The sequence below is a fragment of the Spirosoma sp. KNUC1025 genome, from assembly GCF_045160025.1.
Classification (GTDB): domain Bacteria; phylum Bacteroidota; class Bacteroidia; order Cytophagales; family Spirosomataceae; genus Spirosoma.
The window spans coordinates 2,068,647-2,087,980 of sequence record NZ_CP087139.1 but is presented as its reverse complement, the minus strand read 5'-3'; the positions used below and the strand labels follow the sequence as shown (position 1 = coordinate 2,087,980).

The window sequence follows — 19,334 nt, the reverse complement described above, 5'->3', positions numbered from 1 at the left end:
ACGTGTACCTTTGGGAAACTCCTTCGGCCAATGCACCTGCAAAAAAATTGCCTTCCGATTTACACCTTACTTCTTTGTAGTACACTGTTTTTAGGCAATCGATCAGCGCTCTTTGCCCAATCGAATCCGCTGGCGGGAGTCAATCCGCAAACCAGTGATGTCCACCATCTGCTGACGCAGTATGAAGCTGACTACGGTAATCTGAGCCGATTTTATACCGTGACCGGCTCGCCCGAACGTCGGGAGCGTTTTCAGAAACTGACCAGTGATTATCTGGCTCAACTGCAAAAACTGAATTTCGACCGGATGAATACCGACAGCCGGGTAGATTACATTTTGTTTCAGAGGGACTTACAGGAAAATTTGCAGAAACTGGCGCAGGAAACTATAGAACGAACACAGGTTGCGCCCTGGTTTCCTTTTGCCGACTCGATCTATGGCGTAGAGAAATTACGTCGTCGTGGGCACGTACTAAATGCGCAGGCGCTGGCCGCCACACTAACCGCTTTGGGGCCTCAACTCACAGCCGCCCGGAAAGAAGTTGAGAAAGCGGAAAAGGTTAGTCCTGCCCTTTTTCGTCGGGCAGAATCGACAGCGCAGGGCTTGCAAAAGGCATTGAAAAGCATTTACAATTTCTACAATGCCTATGATCCGAATTTTACGTGGTGGCTGGATAAACCGTACCCCAAAGCCGACAGCCTGCTGACCAGTTATGCTGCCTATTTCAGAAAAAAAGCACAGGAAGCAGCGCCAACAAAAGATGATGGCAGTGGTATTGCCGGCATCGCTGTAGGCCGGACTGAATTACTACGTCAGTTACAGATCGAAATGATTCCGTACTCGCCCGAAGAATTGGTCGAGATTGCCAATAAAGAATTTGCATGGTGCGACCGCGAACTGTTGAAAGCGTCGCGGGAAATGGGCTTCGGCGATAATTGGAAAGCCGCGCAGGAAAAAGTCAAAAACACCTACGTACCCGTCGGCAAACAACCGGAAATGATTTTGCGGCTTTATAACGAATCGATTGCCTTTCTGAAAGCAAAAGACCTGATCACCATCCCACCCATTGCCGAGGAAAGCTGGCGCATGACCATGATGTCGCCAGAGCGTCAGTTGGTTGCACCCTTTTTTCTGGGCGGAGAAGAGCTGCTGATCTCGTACCCCACGGACGGCATGGCTCATCCTGACAAGCTTATGAGTATGCGGGGCAATAACCCCCACTTTTCCCGCGCTACGGTGCATCATGAATTGATTGCAGGTCATCATTTGCAACTTTTCATGGGAAATCGGTACAAACCCTACCGTCATTTCGATACGCCATTCTGGATTGAAGGCTGGGCACTCTACTGGGAAATGCTACTCTGGGATTTAGGCTTTCCGCAAACGCCCGAAGACCGTATTGGCATGTTGTTCTGGCGGATGCACCGTTGCGCCCGTATCATCTTTTCGCTGAATTATCACCTCGGCAAATGGTCGCCACAGCAGTGCATCGATTTTCTAGTCGACCGGGTAGGTCACGAGCGGGCCAATGCTGAAGGAGAAGTCCGGCGGTCGTTCGTAGGTGGTTACCCACCCCTCTATCAACTGGCGTATATGACGGGTGGTTTTCAATTTCTTGCCCTTAAAAAAGAATTGGTCGATAGCAGAAAAATGACCTACAAACAGTTTCATGACAGCGTTATGCAATTGAATCAAATGCCAGTAGAAATGGTACGTGCTATTCTTACCAATCAGAAGCTGGAGAAAGATTTTAAAACCAGCTGGCGCTTCTATCCGCTTGGCGCAACAACCCATTAAGAAGCGTTACGTTAGAAATCCAGTTATTTTTGCCCACTCATTTTTAGCTATATCCAATCCGTTATGACTGACGCTCCCCTAACTCATACAACTTCTATGGACTCATTTCAGGGAATTAATCCGGCAACGGGTGAATCTTTACCCGGTTTTTTTCAGGAGGCTACAGCGGATGAAGTAGCTCAGGCCTGCCAACAGGCAGCACTGGCTTTTGCCGAATACCGCAAAAAGTCAGGTGCAGAAAAGGCTCAGTTCCTGGATCGAATTGCCACCGAAATTGAAGCTATAGGCGATGAACTCCTCACCCGTGCCCAAGCCGAATCGGGATTACCCCTCCCCCGCCTGACCGGCGAGCGTGGCCGGACAACCGGACAACTTCGTTTGTTTGCAGAATACCTTCGCGAAGGCTCCTGGGTGAATGCCCGTATTGATACGGCCCTGCCCGACCGCCAGCCCCTGCCCCGCCCCGATCTTAGGCAGATGTTACGTCCCTTGGGTCCGGTGGGCATCTTTGGGGCCAGTAATTTTCCTCTGGCTTTTTCGGTAGCGGGTGGCGATACGGCTTCAGCGCTGGCTGCTGGCTGTCCGGTAGTAGTAAAGGCACATCCTGCTCATCCGGGTACGTCGCAGCTCGTAGGCGAAGCTATTCAGCGGGCCGTTTCAGCCTGCGGAATGCCCGCCGGTACGTTCGCCCTGGTGCATGGTCGTACAACAGCAGTCGGTATGGCGATTGTTGAGCATCCAGCCATAAAAGCCGTTGGCTTTACAGGATCACTGCGGGGTGGAAAAGCCCTATTCGATGCAGCCGCCCGACGGCCAGAACCGATTCCGGTTTATGCCGAAATGGGCAGCACTAATCCGGTTTTCTTTCTACCAAAAATACTTCAGGAAAAAGCCGGTGCGCTGGCCCTGGCCTATGTCAATTCCGTTACGTTGGGCGTCGGTCAGTTTTGCACAAACCCCGGATTAGCTGTTGTACAGCAATCATCGGAGGCCAGTACGTTTCTACAGGAAGCTGGCAAAGCCGTCACGCAGAGCCAGCCTGCAGCGATGCTAACCCAGGGTATTCAGCAGGCATTTACGTCTGGTATCGGAAAGCTGACTCAGGCGGAAGGCGTTCAGGTGCTGGGGCAGGCTACAACTGTCGAAAGTTTTGCACACGGTACACCAACGCTTCTGACCACTACAGCCGATACGTTGCTGGCGAACCCGCTAATTGCCGAAGAAGTATTTGGGCCAAGCAGCGTTGTGGTTGAAGTGGGCACCCGCGAGCAGTTGCTGGCCGTAGCGCGGGAACTGGAAGGCCATCTGACCGCCACTGTTTATGGTACGGATGAGGAGTTACTGGAATATGCCGATTTGCTGGAGATTCTCGAACAGAAAGTAGGACGTCTGCTCATCAACGGGTTTCCAACGGGTGTTGAGGTTAGTCATGCCATGCAACACGGAGGACCGTACCCAGCCACTACCGACTCACGGTCAACATCGGTTGGCACAAATGCCATTCTGCGATTTGCCCGGCCGGTCTGCTATCAGAACTTTCCGGATGCCTTATTGCCAGATGAATTGAAGGCTGATAACCCGCTGCACATCTGGCGGCTGGTAAATGGCAAATGGATGAACTGAGCGGGAAAGATCAGGATTTGAGCTAACCTACGTCATAATGGGTATAGGGGGCCTGCATGAACTTTGTGGCGTTACTTTAAACACCAAACTATCATGCAAGCCCTCTCACACTCAACAAGTAGCTACGCAAATGAATCCGCAACTGGTTGGTTAGCTACTTATAAAAATTTCGTAACCAAAGCTGAGTTTAATCGTTTCGGCTGGGCCGTTACGGCACTTGCAATTCAGGGCTGTCTTTTATCGCCATCTCTGCTGTTATCGATGTCGTATTTACAAGGTGGCGACTGGCAGTTTCTGGCTAGTATGCTTTGCTTTCTGCTGGTTTTGGTTCCGATCCTATCTGCGATGCCTGTTAAGTACATATTTCCGGCCTTTGCAATCAGTTTCATTATTCATCTGGCAATCATAGCGCTCAATTTTCTATAAAACCCGAACATCTTTTCTATATACATACAAAAAGCGGATCGAATTAGAATCGATCCGCTTTTTGTATGTATATAGAAAAGATTAATGCTACGATTTCCACTGCATTACGTCCAGCACATTGGGGCAGAAGTCGTATTCTTCCGGCTGGTTTGAACCAATTAATAAGAGTTGATCAGGGGCCAGTAATCGCACCTGTTCCTGATACCAGTTCATACCTTGCCGATCAAGATTTGAGGTCGGTTCATCAAGAATGACGACCGGCGATTCAGAAAAAAAAGCCAGCCCAAGCTTAACGCGCTGCTTCATACCCGATGAAAAGTATTTGATTTCCTTATGCCGGGCGTGGGTCAATAGTAATCGGTCGGCAATATCTTTTGTGGTAAGTCCAGCTTTAAACGGCTTAAACGTCTGATGAAAAATCAGTAGCTCATCCAGCGTCAGTTCTTCGATTAATTCGAGATAAGGGGCAGCAATACTTACCTGCCGAAACCAGTCGTCCGGCTCGATAACTGTATTATTCAGGGAGTATATTAACTGACCTTCAGAAGCTGGTAAATTTCCGGCCAGTAATTGCAGCAAGGTCGATTTACCGCTGCCGTTCGGGCCTACGAACGTATAGCTGGTTCCGGCAGAAAGAGTCAGATTCACGCGTCGGAAAATCCATTCCTTCCGGTATTTCTTCCCTAACTGTTCAGCAACTAGTTTCATAAATGGATAATGCAGAATAACTAATGGACAATAGGTCTGATTTCAATTGTTCATTATCCATTTCATTCTCATTACTCTTTTTCACCGTTCGAGGATGGCCCTCTCATGATTCCCCGTTCGGAGCTTCGGATAAAATTCACAATTTCGTCCCGTTCATCCGAAGGGGGCAATTCAAGCTCAATCTGAGTCAATGCATCGGCATTATTCAGCCCACGCATGTAGATATAGCGGTAGATTTCCTGAACCTGATTAATCTTGTTATTGTCGAACCCGCGCCGACGCAGGCCAATCGAGTTAATGCCCGTGTAGGACAATGGTTCACGGGCTGCTTTTGTATACGGAGGTACATCTTTACGAACCAGTGACCCACCCGAAATCATTACGTGAGCGCCGATACGCGTAAATTGAAGCACCGAACTTGACCCGCCAATAATTGCCCAGTCGCCCATGTGCACATGGCCCGCCATCTGAACATTGTTGGTAATGATACAGTGGTTACCAATCCGGCAATCATGCGCTACGTGTGCATAAGCCATGATCAGGCAATTCGATCCGATTTCGGTTTTCCAGTGTTCTTCGGTTCCCCGGCTAATGGTGGCATACTCCCGGATGGTTGTGTTATCGCCGATGTACGTGCGGGTGTACTCGTTATTGAATTTTAAATCCTGCGGAGTTGATGAGATAACGGCTCCCGGATAAATTTTACAGTTACGACCAATTCTTGCTCCTTCGTTAATAACCGCATGCGAACCAATCCATGTCCCTTCAGCAATTTCAACGTCTTTGTGGATGATGGCAAATGGCTCAATCACCACGTTTTGCGCAATTTTTGCTTCAGGATGAATATAAGCTAATGGTTGAATCATACTTCTTTGAATGATGAATGATGAATGATAAATGATGAATGATAGCTGCCTTTACAAGAACAGATTATCATTCATCATTCATCATTTATCATTATTTCTTTTTAACGAGGCTGGCAATCATATCAGCTTCGCACACCAGTTGGTTACTCACGTAGCCCCGGCCCTGCATTTTCACAATACCGCGCTTCATTGGTGATGTAAACTCGCATTTAAAGATTACAGTATCGCCAGGCAAAACGTTGCGCCGGAAGCGGCAATTTTCTATTCCAACCAAAAAGGGCCAGTAATTTTCTGGATCAGGAACCGTACTCAGCACCAGAATTCCGCCGGTCTGCGCCATGGCTTCAAGCTGCATAACACCCGGCATAACTGGATTTCCAGGAAAATGACCCGGGAAAAAAGGCTCATTCATCGTTACGTTCTTGATACCGACAACGCTATTCTCATCCAGTGCAATGATCTTGTCGATCATCTGGAACGGGTACCGGTGAGGCAGTAACTGCGAAATCCGATTTATATCCAGTACCGGAGGCTGCGTAGGGTCATATTGAGGAACCTGATTAACCGCATTCTTCTGAATCAGCTTTTTGATTTTTTTGGCGAATGCTACGTTAGCAGCATGGCCGGGTCGAGCGGCCAGAATCTGCGCCTTAATCGGCCGACCAATCAGAGCCAGATCCCCCACTACGTCGAGTAGTTTGTGACGGGCCATCTCATTGGGGTAATGCAGCTTGATGTTGTTCAGAATACCTTCCTGCTTATTCACACTCACTTTGGGTTTGTGGAGTAAATCAGCCAGGTAATCGAGTTCGCCATCCTGCACATCACGATCAACGATGACAATGGCATTGGTAAGGTCGCCCCCTTTGATAAGATTCTGTTTGTAAAGAGCCTCCAACTCGTGCAGGAACACAAACGTACGGCTGCTGGCGATCTGATCAGGAAACTGACTGATATCGTTCAGCGATGCATGCTGGCTACTGATTACCCGCGAGTTGTAATCGACCATAACCGTTAACCGATAGTCATTTAGTGGCAAGGCTGCCATTTCAATGTCTTTCTCGGCATTCCGGTAATGAACGTATTCGCTCACCTCGAAGTAATTGCGGGTAGCATTTTGCTCTTCAATCCCGGCGTCGCGCAGCGCATCGATAAACTGAATCGAAGAACCATCCATAATGGGTGGTTCGGGCCCATCCAGTTGAATCAGTACGTTGTCTAGTTGCAGGCCGACCAGGGCAGCCAGCGTATGTTCGACCGTATGAATCCGTGCGCCACTCTGTTCAATGGTTGTCCCCCGCGAGAGATCCACTACGTTATCAACATCGGCATCCACAATAGGCTGGCCCGGCAAGTCGATACGTTGAAATTTATAGCCATGATTGGTCGGTGCAGGCAAAAACGTCATCGTTGCCGAAACGCCTGTGTGCAGACCTACCCCGGATACCGAAACGGCCTTCTGAATCGTCTGTTGTTTGGTATTCATTATCAGTTATAAGTCAGTAAGTCAGTAAGTCGGTAAGATTGGTCAGTGGCTGATGCAAACGCACTGAGACGGCATCGACACTGACAAACCTGCTCACTCGCAGACTTATTAACTTTTCTCATTTTTCTTTTCCAGTTTCGTTAACCGCTGTTCGAGGTCTGGCAGACGCCGAAAAATAGCTAACGAACGCATACTTTCTTTTAGACCAAAAGCTGGCGAACTATTGATCGCTGTGCCTTCTTCCTCCACACTTTTCCCAACACCCGACTGTGCACCAACTTTTGTACCATTCGCGATAGTCAGGTGCCCGGCAAAGCCAACCTGCCCGGCAATAACGCAGTTATCACCAATTTTGGTGGAGCCGGATACGCCCGTTTGTGCAGCTATGACTGTGTTTTTGCCGATCTCAACGTTATGCCCAATCTGAATCAGGTTGTCGAGTTTGGCTCCTTTTCGAATTATGGTTGATCCCATGGTCGCACAGTCGATCGTAGTATTCGACCCTACATTAACGAAGTCTTCCAGAATAACGTTGCCGAGTTGTGGAATCGTTTTATACGTACCATCGGGCTGAGGAGCAAATCCAAACCCCTCGCTGCCAATCACGGCATTTGGGTGAATGACACAATGCTGGCCAATAATACAGTTATCCAGGATTCGGGCACCGGCATGAATAACCGTATGGTCGCCAATACGTACATTGTTGCCAACGTAGGCATGTGGGTATATTTTTACTTCTTTCCCGATCTGGCAGTTTTTTCCAATATAGGAAAAGGCCCCCTGGTAGCTTAGTTCGCCAACCCGGCTTCCTTCGCCCACATAAGACGGTTGCTCTATACCCACGCGGCCCAGGCTCTGCTGTCGGTTATATTCCTCCAGCAGACGCGTAAACGCCGAGTAGGAATTTTCCACAAAAATCAGGGTCGTAATTACTGGCTTTTTGGGCTCAAAGGACCGATCAACAATCACCGCAGATGCCTGAGTGGTGTATAAATACGGCTCATATTTAAGATTTGACAGAAACGAAATATCGCCTGATTTCCCTTCTTCAATTTTGGCTAATCCGGTGATTGCCAGTTCATCATTTCCGGCGACTTCGCCCCCCAGCAGTGTAGCAATCTGCTTGACTGTAAACTTCATATACGTATGACGGCCGTCGCAAAACACTCGATATTAACGAGCGATTAGGGCGCTAAGGTAATTAACAAATTGCACTTTTCGTATAAAATCCCTTGAAATAGTTTACCTGATTAGGGATTCCATTACTCGATCGATCTGATAGATTGTCTAGCTTTACCAACAAATTTCTAACTAACTGACTGGCTAATCGAAATTCCTTTCGCCCAGCAAACGTAATAGCGACGGACAATATTGGTGAGTACCTGAATGTTTGACAGGTCCGATGCATCCGCGATGTCAATAACACGTCCCGTTTTAAGTTTGATGGCAATACGATCGCCCGAAGGCAGATAAGCGGCATTGGTAGCCTGCCCTTCGACCAAAAAGTAAGACAGGATTTCATCGGTCAATCCAGCGCGATGCAGCTGGTCTTCGAGTTCGTTCAGCAATTCGCCGGCAAACGGTTCGGTCGAGAGCATAATCTTGAACAACTTCCGATCAAGCAGCATCTGGCAGAGCATTGACAACACCGAATCTGTATGCAAGGCCCATTGTTTAATGCACGACCAGATATCGAAGTCGTCAAGTTTTGTGAAAGCGTCAAGGTAGGCTCGATTCATCTGAAAGTCAGTCATTGATACGCTATCCCGCAGAAAAATCCGGAAGGTTTCCGGTGCATACACAGGCTCAACCCCATCTTGCCGGATCAGAAACCGTGCCCGGCGAAGGATCTGAATCAACATCGACTCGCAGCAGATAGAGGTTTTGTGCAGGTACACCTGCCAGTACATTAAGCGCCGTGCATTCAGGAAATTCTCGACGCTCAATATGCCTTTGGCTTCAACAACCAGCTGATCATCGACCAGGTCAAGCATTTTAATGATACGTTCGGCACCGATAGCGCCTTCAGCCACTCCTGTGTAGTAGCCATCGCGGTTAAGGTAGTCCATCCGATCCATATCCAGCTGGCTCGAGATGAGCTGATGAAAAAAAGGCCGCTCATACGTTCCCTCAAACATACGAATAGCCAGCGACAACGCGCCATTGAACTGTATATTCAGATCGCGCATCAGCATGAGCGAAATTTCCTCGTGCGGTACGTTATCCAGCAGGCAACATTCCAGCACATGCGAAAATGGGCCGTGTCCAACGTCGTGGAGTAATATAGCAATCTGGGCAGCCTCACACTCCGCGTCGGTAATACGGTGGCCTTTACTTTGCAGCGTACTCATGGCCTGGCCCATCAGGTGCATGGCGCCAAGTGCGTGGTGAAACCGCGTATGCAGAGCCCCTGGGTATACATATTCCGATAACCCTAATTGCTTGATACGTCTAAGTCGCTGAAAATACGGATGTTCGACCAGATCAAAGAGCAATTCGGTCGGGATTGTAATGAAACCGTAAACGGGATCATTCAGTATTTTTTTCTTATTGGGCGTTGCCATCGGGCAAAGATAGTCAGGCAATAGTACCTGATGCATACGGATTATGTTCTGAAAATCGACGCAATCGTTCGCTTGTGTCCAGAAAATTCGTAATTTTGCCCCGTTGAATCGCCTAATCGATCAACAACGGGCTTGTAACTCAGTTGGTTAGAGTGCCTGACTCATAATCAGTAAGTCCCAGGTTCGAGTCCTGGCTGGCCCACATTAGTAATCAAGCACTTACGGAGAAATCGGTAGGTGCTTTTTTATTAGATTCACACTCTGGCATACCCTTCTCAACTTTTTCAATCAGAGCTTTTTGTCTTTAAAAGAGATAAGCCGTCACGAATCATGAAAAGTTACGGCCAATTACTATATACAGGAAGTTTAGTAGATAGCCGTAACCATGGGTATTAAACTGGACGCTCGAAAACTCATACTTCCTCACTGCCCTGACTTACAAAATGGCTAACCTCTGTAAATGGGTGTGTTGGGTGCTGTTGGTAAGTAGTACAATGATCTGTCAACACGCTACAGCTCAGGTTAAGGAACTGAGTAGCTCTCCGGCAACCCCGATTCCCCAGAAACTTCCGCTAAGTATCACCATTCTTTATTTTGATCAAAGCAGTCACCAACTACGGCCGCACGTCAAAATAGCGCTGGACTCAATCGCTCTTGAGCTGGTACGTCATGCAAAGCTGAGGGCAACCGTAACGGGTTACACGGATAACGTAGGCAAGCGGGAGTTAAATCTGGTTTTAGCCGAGCAACGCGCTAAAACGGTTGAGCATTATCTAAGAAAGCGGGGTGTGGCTGCCGACAAGATTATAACCCGCTGGGAAGGCCCAGATTCCAACGTAGCGACTACGCATTCACAAGGTCTGAAAACAATCAGCCGACGGGTGATCATTCAGCTTGCATCCCAGTAAGACCCTAAGGCTGGAAGAGTTGCATAGGTAAATTGTCGAAGGAACTGGTAGCAACAAACGTAGATCGAGCCTTGACTGAGCTAGCGCTATTCCTGAGCGAATACGTCAAAAAACAGTAAGACCAACCGGAACCATAGCGTAAGGAAAACGCCCAACCGTTAAATAAAAGCCTGACTACTAGAAAATTAACGACCGTCAGTTTTTGTAAGTTTGATTCCCAATCTTTATCTGATTGTTGATGCATCAACTTAAAAATGAACGACGATGAATCCGAACAAAGCGTTATGGGAGAAAGGAGATTTCACCCAGATTGCCCAAAACATGCGGGAAAGTGGGGAGGAACTGGTTGCCTCACTAGGCATTACTAAAGATTTTACTGTACTCGATCTGGGTTGTGGCGACGGCACTACAGCTATACCAGCCGCCCGACTTGGTGCTACAGTGGTTGGGGTGGATATCGCCAGAAATCTGGTGGATGCCGGCAACCGTCGGGCAAAGGCTGAAGGACTCACCAATTGCACCTTTCAGGAAGGAGATGCTACCGATTTGCACGAGTTAAAGGATCATACGTTCGACCTGGTGATCAGTATTTTTGGAGCCATGTTTGCCCCAAAGCCTTTCGACGTAGCCAAGGAGATGGTCCGTGTAACCCGACCCGGTGGACGAATCGTGATGGGTAACTGGATTCCGGGCGACCCTACGCTGGTGGCGCAAATATTAAAGATCAGTTCTGCCTATACTCCGCCCCCACCGGAGGGTTTCATAAGTCCCATGCTCTGGGGCGTTGAAAGCAACGTGATTGAGCGGTTTGAAAAAGCTGGGGTAGCCAAAGAAAATATAACCTTTCAGAAAGCTACGTTCACGTTTCATGCTCCTTATCCACCAAACGAACTGGTCAACAAGTTCAGAAACTATTATGGCCCGACCATGAATGCGTTTGAAGCAGCAGAAACGAACGGTAAGGCTTTAGATCTACAGCACGAACTGGAAGCTTTGTTCGCCAGTCAGAATAAAAGCACGGATAGCAGCACTACTTCTATATCGGCCAACTTCCTGCTGGTGACTGTCAAATGCTGAACCGTCATGCAGCCAGCGACGAACATAAAATGAGCCGCGTAGTACAGTAGTACTAGCGGCTCAATGGGCGAACGGGAACTCAGGATTGTTTACGCAATCTGTCAGACATTCAGCTTCTTAACGTTCTGAAAGCTGATGGCAATCGCTTCCAGCGGAGGAACTTTACAAACGTCCTGCTCAACGTAATAATGCTGGATACCCGCCAGTTTATGAACATCCAGAATACGTTGAAAATCAATTGAGCCGGTCCCTACGGGGGCAAACGCCCGGTTGGGTGTTTTTTCCATATCTTTCATATGGACAATTGGGAAGCGCCCCGGATTCTGTTTGATGAGAGCGACCGGATCCTGACCGGCTTTGGTAGCCCAGTACAGATCAAGCTCCAGCTTGACCAGATTTGGGTCTGTTTCTTTTAAAATGACATTGTAGGGCACCTGTCCATCGAGCGTTGCAAATTCAAAATCGTGGTTATGGTGCATAAACTGAATGCCCGCTTTCTTACAGACTTCGCCTGACTTGTTGAACAACTCCGCAAGCTTTTTATAGTCATCGATTGTCTTACGCTCATCGGGTGTTAAATAGGCGCATCCCATAAACGATTGCCCACCTTCAGCTGCTTGGTCAACGGCCTTGTTCCAATCCGATTTCATCGCACCGGTCATGTACAGGATGCTTGGGGCACTTAGCCCCATACCACTTAAGAAGGCTTTAGCTTCCTTAGGCGTTTTACCGAAATAGTTGCCGGTTTCGATCTCGGTGTAACCGATCTGGGCAATTTTTTTCAGCGTTCCCTCAACATCCTTACTCATTTCGTTACGTACTGTGTAGAGCTGTAAACCCACATTTTTTATGGGTTTAGCAAAGGCATCTACTTTACTTACGAAGGGCAGGGCGAGTGCCAGCGCACTGGTTTTAAGAAAATCTTTTCGGGAAACAGAATGAGAAAATGCCATGGCTAAAGGATGGGTAAGGAGTTTCTGATTACTAGGTTTACAAAGCCTGTCAAGCCGGGTTAACCATTGGGTACAATGCAAAAAAAGTGATGAATTCTACTGGTTTGAGCCGGTGGAATTCATCACTTTTTTCACTACGTCCCGAGGCAACTGCCCAGATTACTTTGCCGGTTTCTTAAAAATAGCGTCGTCGACTTTGCCGTTGACCGTTACTTTCTCAGTGGTAAAGGTTAGATTCCCGGCCTGTCCTGATGTCATTTCCATCGTGTTGGCGAATTTAATGCCATCTACGTCCTTATAATTGGATAAAGAAATTTCGCCGGTCTGTCCGTTCATCATCATTTTTATCTTGCTGGTCAGATACGTAGTGGCGTCCAGAAATTCGTCTACGGTTTGTCCTTCTTTGGTAGTCACTTTCAGATGATACGCATCCTTGCCATCCACTTTTTCCTTACCAACCAGTTCAACCGTATTTCCTTTGCTTTTGTAATTGACCAGGGGACCAAACGGGTCAAGCTGGCTAAGCTGCTGTTTAACCTGATCGGCGGGCATATCTTCGGGATCGCCCGAACCACCCATCATGGCCGGACGGATCATCCAGCCCGATGAGCCGTCTACGACCTGCACCATCGAATTACCCATTACAGATGATTCGGTACGTAGTGACTTGCCAACGACAACGGTCGATTTGCTGGGAATTTCCATACCCTGAACCGAAAGTGACCGCTCGGTATATAAGGTTTTCACCGCACTTAGTTTGTCCATGCCACCCAGGGCGGCAATGTGTTTATCAACGATTTCGTCTACAGTTTGGGCATACGTACTAATTGAGACGAAGACGACCAGGGCTGAGGCCAGGATTTTGGCTGATTTCATGGGGTAAGCCATTTTTTAATTTAGTTAATAGATAAACGCGTAAGCTGTGAAATGGGTAGTAAGACGGATCGATTAGCGAGGCTGGCCTCCGCCGTTCGGCGTACCACCGGATTGTGTCTGTCCGCCACCTTCACTTTTTACATCATCGTTATTGACAGACTTGGCTTTCTTCCGTGGAGCGTCCATCGTCATCTTTCCGATTTTGTAAGTAAATGTCAGGCGGATACCCCGGTTATACAAGTACACATCATTAACCTGGCTAAATTGGGGCGAATTTAGTACAGTGTGAATGTTAAATCGGTTGTTCAGGAAGTTTTCTGCCGCTATACCAACACTTCCTTTCTTGTTGTTGAAATCCTTTTTAACACCCACTGTGTAGAAGCCGAAACCTCCCTGACGGCCTTGCAACTGTACCTGCGACCCCTGCATGAATCCGAATGCCTGAGCACCCCAGCCGTTTTTAAACTGGGCCGAAGCAAAGCTACCCCCGCTTACGTTAATACCCGTGTTGGTCAACGTAGTAGACAGGCCGTCGGCACTGACAGTCTGGCCTGTGAGGCTGGTGTAGAACGTATTTAAAAAGATACCAACGTTGATTTTTGAGGTCACGGCTACGTTCCCGAAGATGTTTGTTCCGTAGGTGTGCTGCCGACCGATGTTCTGATACGTCGTGACGATGGCGCCAGCCAGTGTGTCGGAAGGCTGACTGACCTGGGTTATGGCATTGTTGGTTACACGGCCAAAGAACGTAGCGTTAATAAATGTCTTTTTGATGGTTTTGCTTAATCCCAGTTCAAAGTTGTTGGTCAATTCCGGACGCAGCGTTGGGTTACCGATGGTGATTACCTGTGGGTTAGCAGCATTGAAGTTTGGGTTCAGCTGTTGAAGACCGGGCCGCTGAATACGTCGGTTGAAACCAAGTTTTAATGTAGTCCCTTTAAACGTCTTCGAGGCATTCACGCTGGGAACCAACACGCCATAGTCACCTACACCCAGATTTCCACCTTCCCGGGTGCTGGCGTCGATGAAGGTGTGCTCATAACGTAGCCCTCCTTTGAAGGTGTAGCGATTTTTGGTGGTATATGTGTACGAGCTATAACCCGCAGCAATATTCTGGTGGTACAGCAATTCGCCCAGCGTATTGTTGACTTCGGTGGTAAATACCCCCGATGGACCTGCATATAGGTAGCGATAATCGCTGTTAACTTGCCGGAAAATAGCTTTACCCCCAAACTCCAGCAGTTGATTTTTCTTGATCGGTGTCTGGTAATCCGTTTGCAGGGTAAATTCCTGATTGACGTTTTTATTCAGATTTCGCTGACGACCGGTTAGCTCATTAGTGCCACTCAGTAAGTCGGCGTCGAAATTATTGGTTAGGTCATTCCGGCTATACAGTGTCGAAATACTCCACTCCTGCTGAGGTTTGAATGTATGCAGGTAATCGACGTTTGCGTCTACGGTGCCCGACAGATTTTTAGCATCTACATTCCGGTACGCCGTTGAGCCAGCCACACCGTTCGTAAATAACTGCGTCATTAAATCCTGCTGACTCAGCATGTTCCGAACGCCATAGCGTACACCGGCCGTCAGGCTCTGATTTTTAGCCAGGTCGTAGTCAAAGCCCAGATTATACTGACCAAACAACCCCGAACTATGTCCGTCGCCACTCTGGCGGGTCAGCGTCGATACGCCATTGATCTGGCTGGTCTGATCGAGGTTGGTTTTGGTAACGGTATTGTACATGGCCCGCCCGAAGCCCCCCAGCGTAAAGCCAGCCTTGCCTTTGCGGTAATTGCCATTGAGCGACAGCATCGAGCCCCGGTTACCCACACCCGAATCGATGTTGAGGTTCAGGCCCTGCAGACTGTTCTTTTTCGTAATGATGTTGATGATCCCACCCGAGCCTTCTGCGTCATATTTCGCCGACGGACTGGTAATCACTTCCACGGTTTTGATCTGATCGGCCGGAATCTGCTTCAACGCATCCGCTACGCTGCTGGCAACGATTGTGGATGGTTTATTATTAATCAGCACCCGAATGTTAGAGCTCCCCCGAAGTGATACGTTCCCGTCCAGATCGACCGTAAGCAAAGGCACTTTACGCAGAATATCGGTAGCGTCCCCCCTTTGGCCGTAATGTCCTTATCGGCGTTGTAAACCAATCGGTCCACTTTTTCTTCGATCATGGCGGCCTGCCCCACAACAGTCACTTCTTCCAGCGTTTTGATACTGGAAGATAGCCGAATAGTGCCCAGGTCCAGGCTTTGTCCATTCGTTACGTTGAGGTTATCAATCGTCTTATTGCGGAAACCAACAAAACTGACCAGAATCCGGTATTCACCGGCTACCAGTTTGGTCAGCGCGAATTTTCCCTTCTCATCGGCTACCGTACCGTCTACGGCTTTACCCGTCGATTTATTGTAGAGCGCAATGCTGGCAAATTCAACGGCTTTCGACTGGGTCGAATCGAGGACGGAACCGCTAATTTTAGCGGTTCCCTTCGGGCTCTGGTCGCCCGCGGTGCCCGGCAGGGCTTTCGTTTGGGCAGAACCGCCCATGGCAGGAAACTGAGCCTGAACCGGCGAAAGTAAACTAGTGATCAGTAAACAGGTTGCGACAAAAATGAAGTGCGTTTTCATGAGGTTTCTTTGAACGCAACAAAGTTGTCACCTCAGCGCTACGCCTGAAAATGAAATCGGATGAAGGCGGAAATCGACCGGATGGACAGGGGTTAATGCGGGATGAATGAAATACCCATCAACTACAGCCGGTCTATTTCTGACTCCAGAATTTAGCGATATAAGCTCTTTTTCAGCTAAAACAACGATTTTCGCAACAATAGCGATACGTATCAGCGACGCTGTTTAGGTTTTACTGAAAAGCGAATGTTTGTCATCCCGAAGAATGAGGGATCTATAGATTACCTAACTTTCCAGATCCCTCATTCTTCGGGATGACAAACATTCGCCTTCATTTCTAATTGGTTTTAGGGAAATAAAAAACTTAAACAAGTTCAATCAGCGGTTTTAAAGAAATTCCACTCTTTCGAGAAGTCAGTTTTCATGGTTCCCTTCGGAAATACGTAGTGCGACTGCGCCCAGTTGTTCCATTGCTGATCCAGCTTTTTTACCAGATCCGGCTGCTCAGCGGCACGGTTACGGCGTTCTGTTCGGTCGGTTTCCAGGTCGTACAATTCCCAGGGTGCGCCAATGACACCGACGGCTTTCCATTTACCGTACCGGATCGCCCGATGATTTTCGTGCTCCCAGTACATAAACTCATGCGGCTGTCGCGTTCCGGTTGTCAGCACAGGCAATAGGCTTTTCCCTTCAATTGGATGAATTTTCTGGCCTTTCGCTTCCGTTGGATACGTAGCGCCACTGGCCTCCAGGAAGGTGGGCATAATATCGATCAGGTAGCCCGGTGTTGCTGTGATTTTCCCTTTCTGACCTTTGGTGCCAGCCGGGTAATGAACAATCAGCGGAGTAGCGATCCCGCCTTCGTAAGATACGTGCTTAAAGCCTTTAAACGGTGTGTTTGAGGCATTTGCCCATACTCCACCATACGAGATGGCACCGCCTTTGGCCGGATCGTTGATATCACTCAAGGCTCCTCCGCCTAATACGCCCCCTTCCTGACAGGCACCGTTGTCGGACAGAAACACGAGTAGCGTATTGTCTAACTTTCCAGCCTTCCGGAGATAATCGACCAATTTGCCGATATTCTGATCCATGCGATGGACCTGAGCGGCATAAACGGCCATGCGATAATCCATTTCACGCTGCTTCGCGGTGTCCTGTTGAGCCCAGGCCGGATAAATCTCTGGCCGGGCCGACAATCCCCATTGTTCAGGCACGATCCCTTCTTTAACCTGCTTCCGGAACCGCTGTTCGCGTAGGGCATCCCAACCCTGGCGGTAGTTGCCCCGGAATTTTTCAATGTCTTTCTCCAGGGCATGTAGTGGCCAGTGGGGCGATGTAAAAGCCAGATACAGGAAAAAAGGCTGCTGGTCTTTCTGTTCGTTCAGGAACGTCAGGGCGTTGTCAGTGAACGCATCCGTCGTGTAAAAAGGTTGACTGACCCGCTCAACGGGTTCATTATCCTGCCAGATACCACGCGGCTGAATGGGGTCGAGGTAGCTACTGGCCCCCGCCAACAGACCGTAGTAGCGGTCGAAGCCACGCTGACGCGGACGCAGATCAGGCGTAGCCGAGCCCAGATGCCACTTTCCGGCCATATAGGTGTGATAACCAACGGTTTTCAGCACTTCGGCCAGTGTCACACAATTGCGGTTTATTTCGCCCCGGTAGCCGTAAACGCCATAATCGTAATCAATGCGATTGCTGGGTTCTTTAGTCATATGGCCAATACCCGCCTGATGCTGAAACAGGCCGGTCAGCAGCGACGCACGCGTTGGGCAACAGCGGGCAGTATTATAAAACTGCGTGAACCGAACCCCATCGTGAGCGAGCCTATCCAGATTAGGGGTTGGAATTTCGGAGCCGTAGCAGCCCAAATCCGAATACCCCATATCGTCGGCCATAATCAGAACGATATTAGGTTTCTGAGCCGCTTTGGGAGCCGTTGGCTTCCTGGGCGGTGTAGCTCCGAGCAAAAGAATCCCGGCAAGCAACACACTGAATGGCACTATTTTTCTCATGGCTTAACCAATTAATTCGTTGTCTTTTGAAAGTCAGTTACCGTCTTTTTTCGCCATTCCCGCAGTTGCGACAGGAGCTGAATACGTTTGGCGGGTAGTTTTTCCGCTACGTCATTCTGTTCGCCTAAATCGTCGGCGAGATTAAAAAGCTGGATCTGGCCATTGTCGAAGTATTCAATCAGCTTGAAATCTCCGTTACGTATGGCACCGGCAGAGCGCCCGCCCAGAAAATGCGGCTTCGGCAACGGATAATGCCAGTACAGCGTTCGAGGAGCCGACTTTTTGTTGCCCGTAAGCACAGATGCGATACTCACTCCATCCAGTATCGAAGACGTTGTGGTTTTTACAGCCGCCAGGTCCAGCAAAGTCGGGTAGATGTCCAACGTATTGATAACCTGCGTAGAGACCGATCCGGCCTTTATCGAACCGGGCCAATACGCAATGAACGGCTCCCGAATACCTCCTTCGTATAACTCCGATTTGCCGCCCCGCAACGGCGCATTGGATGTTACGTTGCTTTCCCCGCCGTTATCAGACGTAAACAGAATCAGTGTGTTTTCGCGAAGTCCCAGTTCGTTGAGGGTGCTCATAATCTGCCCAACGCCCTCATCAATACTTTCGAGCATGGCGGCCAGTTCAGGATTGTTTTGTTTGGTGCCTGCCCCTGATTTCTGCGCGTATTTCGCCACCATTCCTGCTTTAGCGGCCAGTTTTGTATGCACAGCATAATGGGACAGGTAGAGAAAAAACGGTTTGGCCTGATTGCGTTTTATAAAGTCGACGGCTTCGCTGTTCAGCCGGTCGGTCAGGTATTCTCCTTCCGTTTTGGCCGTTATGTCGGGCATGAAAAAATACGGGTGAAAATAGTCGCCGTTGGCTATGTATCCGGTTTCTGAACAGATAACTTCGTCCCATCCGTGTTTGGCAGGCTCACCCTTTTTCTTCCCGTAATCACCGGTCAGATGCCACTTGCCAATCAGCCCGCTATGATAGCCTGCTTTCTGCAACTGTTCGTTGAGTGTTACGTAGTTGGGCGACAGAAATTTCTCGTCTTTGGCATCCAGATAATCCGTTATCCCGACACGAGCCGGATGCTGACCGATCATCAGTGCAATACGTGTTGGCGTACAAACGGGCGCCGTGGCATAGGCTTGCGTGAAGCGCATACCTCCGGCTGCCAGTCGGTCCAGATTCGGCGTTTCGTTGAAGCGATTACCGTAGCAACCCAATTCGCTCCACCCCAAATCGTCGGCCAGAATAATAATGATATTCGGTGGTGTTTTCGGTTTGTTCTGCTGCGAAAAAACTGGCACCATAACCAGCCATAAACCAACAATCAGCGCCAATCGACTGACCATGCAATTCTTCATTTGATCATTTTCCAGATAGT

The 19,334-nt window shown here is 48.8% G+C and carries 14 protein-coding genes, 1 tRNA gene and 1 pseudogene; 6 read left to right on the top strand and 10 right to left on the bottom strand.

The window, feature by feature from the left end; genetic code table 11:
- The first annotated feature begins 30 nt into the window (after positions 1–30).
- The 3 genes from LN737_RS09035 (at position 31) to LN737_RS09025 (ending at position 3,846) form a co-directional block, all read left to right on the top strand.
- Positions 31–1,797, top strand: coding sequence for a DUF885 family protein (locus LN737_RS09035; protein WP_405518107.1), 1,767 nt, complete (start codon positions 31–33; stop codon positions 1,795–1,797).
- Between the two features lie 96 nt (positions 1,798–1,893).
- The gene (locus LN737_RS09030) at positions 1,894–3,420 is read left to right on the top strand and encodes an aldehyde dehydrogenase (NADP(+)) (protein WP_405518106.1); all 1,527 of its coding nucleotides are present in this window, start codon (positions 1,894–1,896) and stop codon (positions 3,418–3,420) included.
- A gap of 93 nt (positions 3,421–3,513) precedes the next feature.
- Positions 3,514–3,846: a hypothetical protein gene (locus LN737_RS09025; RefSeq protein WP_405518105.1), complete on the top strand. Its 333-nt coding sequence runs from the start codon at positions 3,514–3,516 to the stop codon at positions 3,844–3,846.
- An 87-nt stretch (positions 3,847–3,933) separates the two neighbouring features.
- On the opposite strand, the gene LN737_RS09020 is transcribed toward LN737_RS09025, so the two are convergent.
- The 5 genes from LN737_RS09020 to LN737_RS09000 all read right to left on the bottom strand — a co-directional run bounded on the left by LN737_RS09020 (position 3,934) and on the right by LN737_RS09000 (position 9,470).
- Positions 3,934–4,554, bottom strand: a complete 621-nt coding sequence (locus LN737_RS09020) for an ATP-binding cassette domain-containing protein (RefSeq protein ID WP_405518103.1) — start codon at positions 4,552–4,554, stop codon at positions 3,934–3,936.
- A gap of 71 nt (positions 4,555–4,625) precedes the next feature.
- Positions 4,626–5,420 carry an acyl-ACP--UDP-N-acetylglucosamine O-acyltransferase gene (gene lpxA / locus LN737_RS09015; protein ID WP_405518101.1) on the bottom strand — a complete coding sequence of 265 codons (795 nt, stop codon included), beginning with the start codon at positions 5,418–5,420 and terminating at the stop codon, positions 4,626–4,628.
- Between the two features lie 91 nt (positions 5,421–5,511).
- Entirely contained in the window at positions 5,512–6,906 is a 1,395-nt protein-coding gene (locus tag LN737_RS09010; protein WP_405518099.1) for a bifunctional UDP-3-O-[3-hydroxymyristoyl] N-acetylglucosamine deacetylase/3-hydroxyacyl-ACP dehydratase, read from the bottom strand.
- A gap of 108 nt (positions 6,907–7,014) precedes the next feature.
- Positions 7,015–8,046, bottom strand: coding sequence for a UDP-3-O-(3-hydroxymyristoyl)glucosamine N-acyltransferase (lpxD, locus tag LN737_RS09005; RefSeq protein ID WP_405518097.1), 1,032 nt, complete (start codon positions 8,044–8,046; stop codon positions 7,015–7,017).
- 167 nt (positions 8,047–8,213) lie between these two features.
- The gene (locus LN737_RS09000; RefSeq protein WP_405520356.1) at positions 8,214–9,470 is read right to left on the bottom strand and encodes an HD domain-containing protein; all 1,257 of its coding nucleotides are present in this window, start codon (positions 9,468–9,470) and stop codon (positions 8,214–8,216) included.
- Positions 9,471–9,598: 128 nt separating this feature from the next.
- Here LN737_RS09000 and LN737_RS08995 point away from each other — a divergent pair.
- The 3 genes from LN737_RS08995 (at position 9,599) to LN737_RS08985 (ending at position 11,455) form a co-directional block, all read left to right on the top strand.
- Positions 9,599–9,672 (top strand) — tRNA-Ile (locus tag LN737_RS08995).
- A 292-nt stretch (positions 9,673–9,964) separates the two neighbouring features.
- Positions 9,965–10,378: an OmpA family protein gene (locus tag LN737_RS08990; RefSeq protein WP_405518095.1), complete on the top strand. Its 414-nt coding sequence runs from the start codon at positions 9,965–9,967 to the stop codon at positions 10,376–10,378.
- Between the two features lie 264 nt (positions 10,379–10,642).
- Positions 10,643–11,455 carry a class I SAM-dependent methyltransferase gene (locus tag LN737_RS08985; RefSeq protein ID WP_405518093.1) on the top strand — a complete coding sequence of 271 codons (813 nt, stop codon included), beginning with the start codon at positions 10,643–10,645 and terminating at the stop codon, positions 11,453–11,455.
- Between the two features lie 101 nt (positions 11,456–11,556).
- On the opposite strand, the gene LN737_RS08980 is transcribed toward LN737_RS08985, so the two are convergent.
- From LN737_RS08980 to LN737_RS08960, 5 genes and pseudogenes are all read right to left on the bottom strand, one after another.
- On the bottom strand, positions 11,557–12,408 hold the full coding sequence (locus LN737_RS08980) for a sugar phosphate isomerase/epimerase (protein ID WP_405518092.1): 852 nt from the start codon (positions 12,406–12,408) through the stop codon (positions 11,557–11,559).
- A 159-nt stretch (positions 12,409–12,567) separates the two neighbouring features.
- A complete protein-coding gene (locus LN737_RS08975; RefSeq protein ID WP_405518090.1) occupies positions 12,568–13,284 on the bottom strand; it encodes an outer membrane lipoprotein-sorting protein in 717 nt (238 codons plus the stop codon).
- A 72-nt stretch (positions 13,285–13,356) separates the two neighbouring features.
- Positions 13,357–15,923: pseudogene (locus LN737_RS08970) on the bottom strand (TonB-dependent receptor domain-containing protein).
- Between the two features lie 374 nt (positions 15,924–16,297).
- A complete protein-coding gene (locus LN737_RS08965; RefSeq protein WP_405518088.1) occupies positions 16,298–17,944 on the bottom strand; it encodes an arylsulfatase in 1,647 nt (548 codons plus the stop codon).
- 11 nt (positions 17,945–17,955) lie between these two features.
- Entirely contained in the window at positions 17,956–19,314 is a 1,359-nt protein-coding gene (locus LN737_RS08960; RefSeq protein WP_405518086.1) for a sulfatase, read from the bottom strand.
- Positions 19,315–19,334: the final 20 nt, after the last annotated feature.

Excerpts from the sequence above, each read along its gene's own strand:
- LN737_RS08960 (WP_405518086.1), bottom strand. The coding sequence starts at position 19,314 with ATGAAGAATTGCATGGTCAGTCGATTGGCGCTGATTGTTGGTTTATGG.
- LN737_RS09000 (WP_405520356.1), bottom strand. The coding sequence starts at position 9,470 with ATGGCAACGCCCAATAAGAAAAAAATACTGAATGATCCCGTTTACGGT.
- LN737_RS09035 (WP_405518107.1), top strand. The coding sequence starts at position 31 with ATGCACCTGCAAAAAAATTGCCTTCCGATTTACACCTTACTTCTTTGT.
- LN737_RS08975 (WP_405518090.1), bottom strand. The coding sequence starts at position 13,284 with ATGAAATCAGCCAAAATCCTGGCCTCAGCCCTGGTCGTCTTCGTCTCA.
- lpxA (WP_405518101.1), bottom strand. The coding sequence starts at position 5,420 with ATGATTCAACCATTAGCTTATATTCATCCTGAAGCAAAAATTGCGCAA.
- LN737_RS08985 (WP_405518093.1), top strand. The coding sequence starts at position 10,643 with ATGAATCCGAACAAAGCGTTATGGGAGAAAGGAGATTTCACCCAGATT.
- LN737_RS09020 (WP_405518103.1), bottom strand. The coding sequence starts at position 4,554 with ATGAAACTAGTTGCTGAACAGTTAGGGAAGAAATACCGGAAGGAATGG.
- LN737_RS09025 (WP_405518105.1), top strand. The coding sequence starts at position 3,514 with ATGCAAGCCCTCTCACACTCAACAAGTAGCTACGCAAATGAATCCGCA.
- lpxD (WP_405518097.1), bottom strand. The coding sequence starts at position 8,046 with ATGAAGTTTACAGTCAAGCAGATTGCTACACTGCTGGGGGGCGAAGTC.
- LN737_RS08965 (WP_405518088.1), bottom strand. The coding sequence starts at position 17,944 with ATGAGAAAAATAGTGCCATTCAGTGTGTTGCTTGCCGGGATTCTTTTG.
- LN737_RS08980 (WP_405518092.1), bottom strand. The coding sequence starts at position 12,408 with ATGGCATTTTCTCATTCTGTTTCCCGAAAAGATTTTCTTAAAACCAGT.
- LN737_RS09010 (WP_405518099.1), bottom strand. The coding sequence starts at position 6,906 with ATGAATACCAAACAACAGACGATTCAGAAGGCCGTTTCGGTATCCGGG.
- LN737_RS09030 (WP_405518106.1), top strand. The coding sequence starts at position 1,894 with ATGGACTCATTTCAGGGAATTAATCCGGCAACGGGTGAATCTTTACCC.
- LN737_RS08990 (WP_405518095.1), top strand. The coding sequence starts at position 9,965 with ATGATCTGTCAACACGCTACAGCTCAGGTTAAGGAACTGAGTAGCTCT.